Here is a 6,423-nt window from a genome sequence, read left to right as displayed (position 1 = left end):
TAGGTATGCCTATTCGAAGCTAATGGCGATAGAGTGTAGGCAAGATCGACTCTTCACCTGATTTGATCAACACCGCCCTATCAAATTGGTAACTACCTTGAAGCAATACCACATAACTATGTGATGACTCTTTCATAGAGTTGTGGTTGGCTGTGCATGCTACTAAACTGATTTTCAGTTATTCCTGTGATGGGTCGTTACATATGACAAACATTAAAGCACCTCGTTTTAATCCTTCCTCTCCTGACTTTCAGGAAAATCTTTATACTATTTATCAAAACATGCGTAAGAAAGCCGTCACACGAATTGGAAAAACCTGGGTTCTAACTCGCTACACAGACGTCTATAGAGCTTTTAAAGACAACTCACTAGTGTCTTTAGGTATACCGGATGATTTGCATGGAGAATTGGAGAAACTGGATTTCAATGTCAGCCCTTCTTTAAGAGACCTTATTTACGGTATCATTCTTTTTGAAGATGGTCATAATCATCATCAGCACCGCCGAGCTCTTCAGACCGTATTTTCGGGTGAGTCCTGGAATGCTTTAAGTGAAATTATATATTACGAGTCACATTCGCTACTAGCAAAATCAGTAACTAACTGTAAATTTGATGGCATTAAGCACCTTGCTGCACCGCTATGGAAAAAGCTATTTTATTCATGGCTAAATTTACCACACGAACTACAAGAAGTCGTAGAGCAAGAGCAAAGTGCTATTAGACTATTGTTAGATCCTAGCGCTATTGACAAACTTGGTCTTCAGCGACTGATAAATGCTATTTCACGTCTCGATCATGCTTTTAACCAGCTAGCACACGCACATATAAACGGTTACGACTCTATTTTTTATCGAAACCTGCTTAAGGGATACGGTGGAGATGAAAATATACTTTTGAAGCGATTTAGCACTGATTGCATAACAATATTACTAGGTGGGAGTGAAACCAGTGAAGCGTTAACAGGTAATCTTTTATATGTCCTTGCTCAGTCCCCTAACTTACAAGAAGACATTAGATGTAGCAACTTGAAAGTAAAGGATATCGTTAATGAAGTGATGCGATTTGAGTCCCCTTTACAGATGACTAGGCGAAAGGTTAAAACCCCGATAAATTACATGGGACATGAACTTAAAGTAGGAGATAATGTTCTGCTTTGCTTGGGTGCTGCCAATCGGGATGAAACAGTGTTTGAAGAAGCATGGAAGTTTAATCCTAGTAGAAAAAATTCTCAGCGTCATCTGGGGTTTGGTGTAGGAGCACATCGATGTATAGGACAAATGCTTGCTCAATCTCAAGCAGAGAACTTAGCGCTAGCATTGTGTGAAAGAGGAATGATCTCAGCAGACGGAGTCGCTAATTGGTCAAGTAGTTCCCTGATACTTCGGACTCTTGAATTTCTCCCTCTAAAAGTCGTGCCGCTAAAAACTGAGCAGTATACAACGAACATCAACAGCTAATACGCATGAGGTCATTTTAGGCTAATGGTAAGGTTATTGATAGGATCTGATTCATTATATGATGTTTTAATAAACTAAGATTTTTCCCATTTTTTATATTGAGTTTCAAGTATATTTTCACTGACAAAACTAAACCACTCCTTATAAAGAGTTATTTAATAAGAGAATATGGCAAATGAAAATATTACTGACATTAATGCTTGCGCCCTTTCTTTTCGGATGTGCTAATAAAAATTCAAGTCAGAGCCTTCAAAAGATAGACATAGTTATTGTTGCCGATGAAAAAGGAAAAGTACGCATTACCTACCTAGAGCATAACCTGCTGCATACCGTTTATGTTATAGATAAAGCTTGTCATTATGATGTTGGCCCCTCAACTTTAAAAAAAATCAATGATCGCATACAAATTAATCCAAATGCTCATTGTAGCATTCGCTCATAAACGCCAAGTGATGTGATAAGTTATCAAGTTTAGAAGGTTTCGGGTTGGTGTTGGTTCATCAAATCATGGTAAGTCATTCTATTGATATGGATTTATAGCGTGATTCCGATAGTTTCTGAAGAACATTTTGTCTGCGTACGGTGCTATCTAGAACAGGATTTAAGTATAAAGGCATTCAAAATAGCTTCGCTCTGAATGAGGTTTAAAATTAAGAATATTCTTATTCCAAGTGTATGGAGTGGTGTTAATGTGGCCTCAAGCTTGGTAATTCGGACTGTTCATTTTGTTACCAGGTGCGTTTAGTTTTTAACACTTGATATGGCAATGTGCAATTGTGTTAATGTAATATCAAGCGACAGTTCACCATTGTACTGTCAGTTTAACCTTTAAGAGAATTATGAACAAAACTATGAAACTCAGTTCAACATTAGTAGCAATCCTATCGCTCAGTTCTTTTGCAACTTACGCTAGTTCTGATGTGGAACTAGCTAGCAAATTAAAAAGTATTGTAGATGAAAATGCCTCCGATTTGATGGGAGAATTCAGTATACCCGGCTTAGCAGTTTCCGTGACAGTAAACGGAGAGCGTTTTTACTATAATTACGGTGTCGCCGACAAAAAATCTGCGAATCCTGTTACCAATGAAACAATTTTTGAATTGGGTTCAATTAGTAAAACTTTTGCTGCGACCTTGGCTGCTTATGCTGAGGGAAAAGGAAAGCTCAATATGGATGACAAGGTGTCAGACTATATTCCTGAATTAAGCGGAAGTGCGCTGGGCGATACTAAGCTTGTTCATGTAGCTACTTACACAGCAGGTGGGTTGCCGCTTCAATTCCCAAATGAAGTAACTAATGAAGATGAAATGCTCGAATTTTATAAAGCTTGGAAGCCGGAGTTTAAAGCTGGTACACAACGAGAATACTCGAATCCAAGTATAGGTTTGTATGGGTATATAGGCTCATTGAGTATGCAAGCAGACTATAGTGAAATGATGGAAAAAACCATCTTACCCGAGCTTGGTATGTCAAACACATTTGTTAATGTACCTAAGGAAAGGATGGAACAGTATGCTTTTGGTTATAGCTCGAAAGGTGACGCAGTAAGAGTGACTCCTGGTGTGCTCGATGCTGAGGCATATGGTATTAAGTCAACAAGCTCAGATATGATTCGTTTTCTCGAGGCTAATATGGGGATGTTACCAATAGGTGTTGATATTAAAAAGGCCATAGACCAGACACATATTGGATACTTTGATACAAAGACCTTTACACAGGCTGTTGGTTGGGAAAAGTATAAGTATCCAGTTACTCTTGGGCAATTGCTAGAGGGCAACTCTGCAGATGTGATTCTTAATCCTCAACCAGTTACTGAGAGTGTTTCTAAAAATATGGGAGAAGAGGTTTGGTTTAATAAAACTGGGTCAACCGGTGGATTTGGTGCCTACGTAGCATATTTACCATCAGAAAAAATTGGAGTTGTTATCCTTGCCAATAAAGCATATCCAAACTCTAAGCGTGTAGAAGCTGCGTACAACATCATTGAAGCTATAGTTAAATAGCATCCTATCTTCTTATTACAAGACATAATCACAATTATTCAAGCTACTGAATTTTTTCTCAAATCAGTAGCTTGTTTCATACCCAGTCATTTGTATAGAAGAAGTGACTTTTAACTACGGATGCTATATGCATAAATCAGTTTTTTTTGTTTTTCAACCTAAAATAAAGCAAGGTTCTGTTTATGGATATGAATCTCTAATTAGAGCAAGGAATGCCGAAGGCGATGTGTTTTTTCCCTATGACATGCTGCAGCTACACAAAGACGATATATACTTTGATTACTTCATCATAAATAAGGCTGTAAAGCAAATTTGTAATGAACCAAAATTACATGGATTTAATATATCTATAAATGTCAGTTCTGATATTTTAAACTACTTAGATTTCTCTTGTTTCGAATTTGATTTCAAGTCACTACCATTTAATATTGAGTTTGAAGTGCTCGAAAATATTCAAATTGTGGACTTCGCTATTGCTAATGAAAATATGTTGTCTTTGAAAAGTTTAGGGGTAAAGTTTAGCTTAGATGATTTTGGAAAAGATTATTCATGTTTAGAGCGTCTTTGGAATTTAGATTTCGACATGGTGAAACTAGATCGAACTTTGACCTCAAATGTTGAGGAAAATGATAAAAAATGGAAAAGACTTGATGCCACCTATAACTACTTAAAGAGTAACTTTGATGTCGAAATCCTTGCTGAGGGAGTAGAAAACTCTGAACAGTATGAGGTTTTATGTAAAATGGGCATTGAATATTATCAAGGTTTCTATTTTGGAAAGCCGTGTTAGACTCAAATGTGGTGCAAATGTATGTATGTGATCTTGGAGTTAAAATGAAAATAAAGCACTGGTCGAAGGTTACCTTGCTACATGAAGTAGTTACTAATCCTAATATTACGATTAAAGGCAAACATAGCTATTACAGCGATTGCTGGGATGTAGGGTTCGAAGAATCTGTCGTTAGATACTTGCAGGGCGATGCTGTTAGTAGAGATTGGAACCTTAATTGGGATATAGATAAATTGTATATTGGTGACTTTGTGTGTATAGCACCTGAAGTAGTCATTGTAATGGGTGGCAATAGTACACATAGAGTTGATTGGTTTTCCTTGTACCCATTCCCTGAATATATAGATGAAGCCTTTGTTGCTAAAGGACACACATTTATCTCTGATGGGGTTTGGATTGGTATGAGAGCTATGATCATGCCTGGGGTCAAGATTGGAGAAGGTGCTATCATCGCCGCTAATAGTGTAGTGACAAAGGATGTGGAGCCTTATAGTATGGTCGCCGGAACACCAGCAAAACATATCAGATATCGCTTTTCTAAGGAAACTATTGACCAGCTACTTGAGTTAAATATATATGATTGGCCTTCCCAAAAAATAGATGATTTAAAGAGATTGTTATGTTCAGACGATATTGAAGCTTTAAAAAAGGCGAGCCTTGAATACGACAAGTTTAATAGTCAATAATGATTTTTAAAATCTTATAGTTTACGAGTACGAATGTGGTCTGCTCTTATTGTAGTAGTCAGTTAGAGTTGACCACATTATTGTAACTTTAACTTCAAATTCATTCTGCCCATACGGAGTAGAGTGCTGTTGCAATAGCTGTGTTGATTTGTAACGCTCTATGAAGCTTAACCTCGGCCGCTACAAAGCAGGTTGATACCCTCCCATTTTACAGGCTATGACTCAACAATTGGCTACCGGTTGAAAAGAACATAACCCAACAAGCTGGTTTCTGGAAAGCAGCCGTGAAGCTTTGTACTCAGAAATAATCGATGTCTACGTCCCATATTTGCTTGTGACTTGTAGCAACGAATTGTGTTGTTAACGGCAACTATATGGCCCTGGTACTTATTGAGTTGTAGGCTCAGAAATTGATCATTTTCACTTTCCTCGTGGCTCTAAATCGATATGAGCTCACTAACTATACCCTCACAATGGCATTTGGTCTGGCTTCTATTGGCTTAACATCAACATAGCTTTCATTTTTTTAGTAGTGCTGCTTTTGATACAATACAAGTTCTCCGTTATTTAAATCAATTTACGTGAGAAAGGGCGGTACAGTAGTTGAAAAGGTGATGGCATCGTTGATGGTTTAGTAAGTACAATTAATTTTAATAAAAACAACCTTGAGTGATAGTTTTGGATTACTTTTCAAGATTGTTTGTAAACTAAAAGAGAAATTGTTATATATTCTTACTTAATGATAGCAAGTTGTAAGAAAATTAACATCAAACATTGAAACTCAAAAATAGATCTGAGTCTTTGGATGTGATTTTATAAAGCTCTTTATCACTACTCACTCCCAGCTTTTTCATGGCATTTATCTTTTGTGTACTAATTGTTTTGATACTGCGAGAAAATTTATATGCAATTTCTGACACTGACATACCGGATATTAAGCATCGAACAACCTCTTGCTCTCTAGTGGTAAGCTTTTCAACATTAACGAGGGAGGTAACTTTCAGGGAGTTCCTAGATGAATTAAGATGAGAAACTGGAGGAGTCCCCTTAATATCCGATATCTTATCTAACATACACTTTTCTACGTAAACTTTTCCTCTAAAAACCATTTTTACGGCTCTAATTAACTCTTCTTGGCTCTGATGTTTACCGACAAAACCCTTCGCCCCTGCTCGAAGAGCTGACGAAACAATACCAGCACTAAAGTGAGTAGACATTACTATCACTTTAACTGAAGGAAACCTAGAGTGAACAAAACGGATCAAATTAGCACCATCATTTTCATCTGGTCCCAATTCGTAATCTGCAATGAGTATATCCGGTAAACGCTCTTTAAAACTTCGCACTAAGTCATCACTTTTTGTATAAGTAGCCAGAATGCGAAAGCTATCTTCCTTAGATAAGTATGATGTAATACCTTGAAGTACAAGTTCATGATCGTCTAACAATGTCAATCTTATCTTAGATGCACTATTTACCATTTCTAA

The 6,423-nt window shown here is 37.1% G+C and carries 6 protein-coding genes; 5 read left to right on the top strand and 1 reads right to left on the bottom strand.

All coding sequences use genetic code 11. The features are described from left to right. The first annotated feature begins 203 nt into the window (after positions 1-203). From R7Q09_RS23130 to R7Q09_RS23110, 5 genes are all read left to right on the top strand, one after another. Positions 204-1,457: a cytochrome P450 gene (locus tag R7Q09_RS23130; protein ID WP_318071256.1), complete on the top strand. Its 1,254-nt coding sequence runs from the start codon at positions 204-206 to the stop codon at positions 1,455-1,457. A gap of 175 nt (positions 1,458-1,632) precedes the next feature. Further along, on the top strand, positions 1,633-1,899 hold the full coding sequence (locus R7Q09_RS23125) for a hypothetical protein (protein ID WP_273977973.1): 267 nt from the start codon (positions 1,633-1,635) through the stop codon (positions 1,897-1,899). A gap of 397 nt (positions 1,900-2,296) precedes the next feature. Continuing rightward, positions 2,297-3,460 carry a class C beta-lactamase gene (gene ampC / locus R7Q09_RS23120; RefSeq protein WP_276455663.1) on the top strand — a complete coding sequence of 388 codons (1,164 nt, stop codon included), beginning with the start codon at positions 2,297-2,299 and terminating at the stop codon, positions 3,458-3,460. A gap of 127 nt (positions 3,461-3,587) precedes the next feature. Continuing rightward, entirely contained in the window at positions 3,588-4,250 is a 663-nt protein-coding gene (locus tag R7Q09_RS23115; protein ID WP_042763225.1) for an EAL domain-containing protein, read from the top strand. A gap of 44 nt (positions 4,251-4,294) precedes the next feature. Continuing rightward, positions 4,295-4,936, top strand: a complete 642-nt coding sequence (locus tag R7Q09_RS23110; protein ID WP_042763227.1) for a CatB-related O-acetyltransferase — start codon at positions 4,295-4,297, stop codon at positions 4,934-4,936. A 767-nt stretch (positions 4,937-5,703) separates the two neighbouring features. On the opposite strand, the gene R7Q09_RS23105 is transcribed toward R7Q09_RS23110, so the two are convergent. After that, the gene (locus R7Q09_RS23105; RefSeq protein ID WP_276455664.1) at positions 5,704-6,417 is read right to left on the bottom strand and encodes a response regulator transcription factor; all 714 of its coding nucleotides are present in this window, start codon (positions 6,415-6,417) and stop codon (positions 5,704-5,706) included. Between the last annotated feature and the right edge of the window lie 6 nt (positions 6,418-6,423).

Source organism: Vibrio sp. 2130-1 (genome assembly GCF_033339515.1).
This window is presented reverse-complemented; position numbering and strand designations above follow the sequence as displayed.

Excerpts from the sequence above, each read along its gene's own strand:
- R7Q09_RS23130 (WP_318071256.1), top strand. The coding sequence starts at position 204 with ATGACAAACATTAAAGCACCTCGTTTTAATCCTTCCTCTCCTGACTTT.
- R7Q09_RS23125 (WP_273977973.1), top strand. The coding sequence starts at position 1,633 with ATGAAAATATTACTGACATTAATGCTTGCGCCCTTTCTTTTCGGATGT.
- ampC (WP_276455663.1), top strand. The coding sequence starts at position 2,297 with ATGAACAAAACTATGAAACTCAGTTCAACATTAGTAGCAATCCTATCG.
- R7Q09_RS23115 (WP_042763225.1), top strand. The coding sequence starts at position 3,588 with ATGCATAAATCAGTTTTTTTTGTTTTTCAACCTAAAATAAAGCAAGGT.
- R7Q09_RS23110 (WP_042763227.1), top strand. The coding sequence starts at position 4,295 with ATGAAAATAAAGCACTGGTCGAAGGTTACCTTGCTACATGAAGTAGTT.
- R7Q09_RS23105 (WP_276455664.1), bottom strand. The coding sequence starts at position 6,417 with ATGGTAAATAGTGCATCTAAGATAAGATTGACATTGTTAGACGATCAT.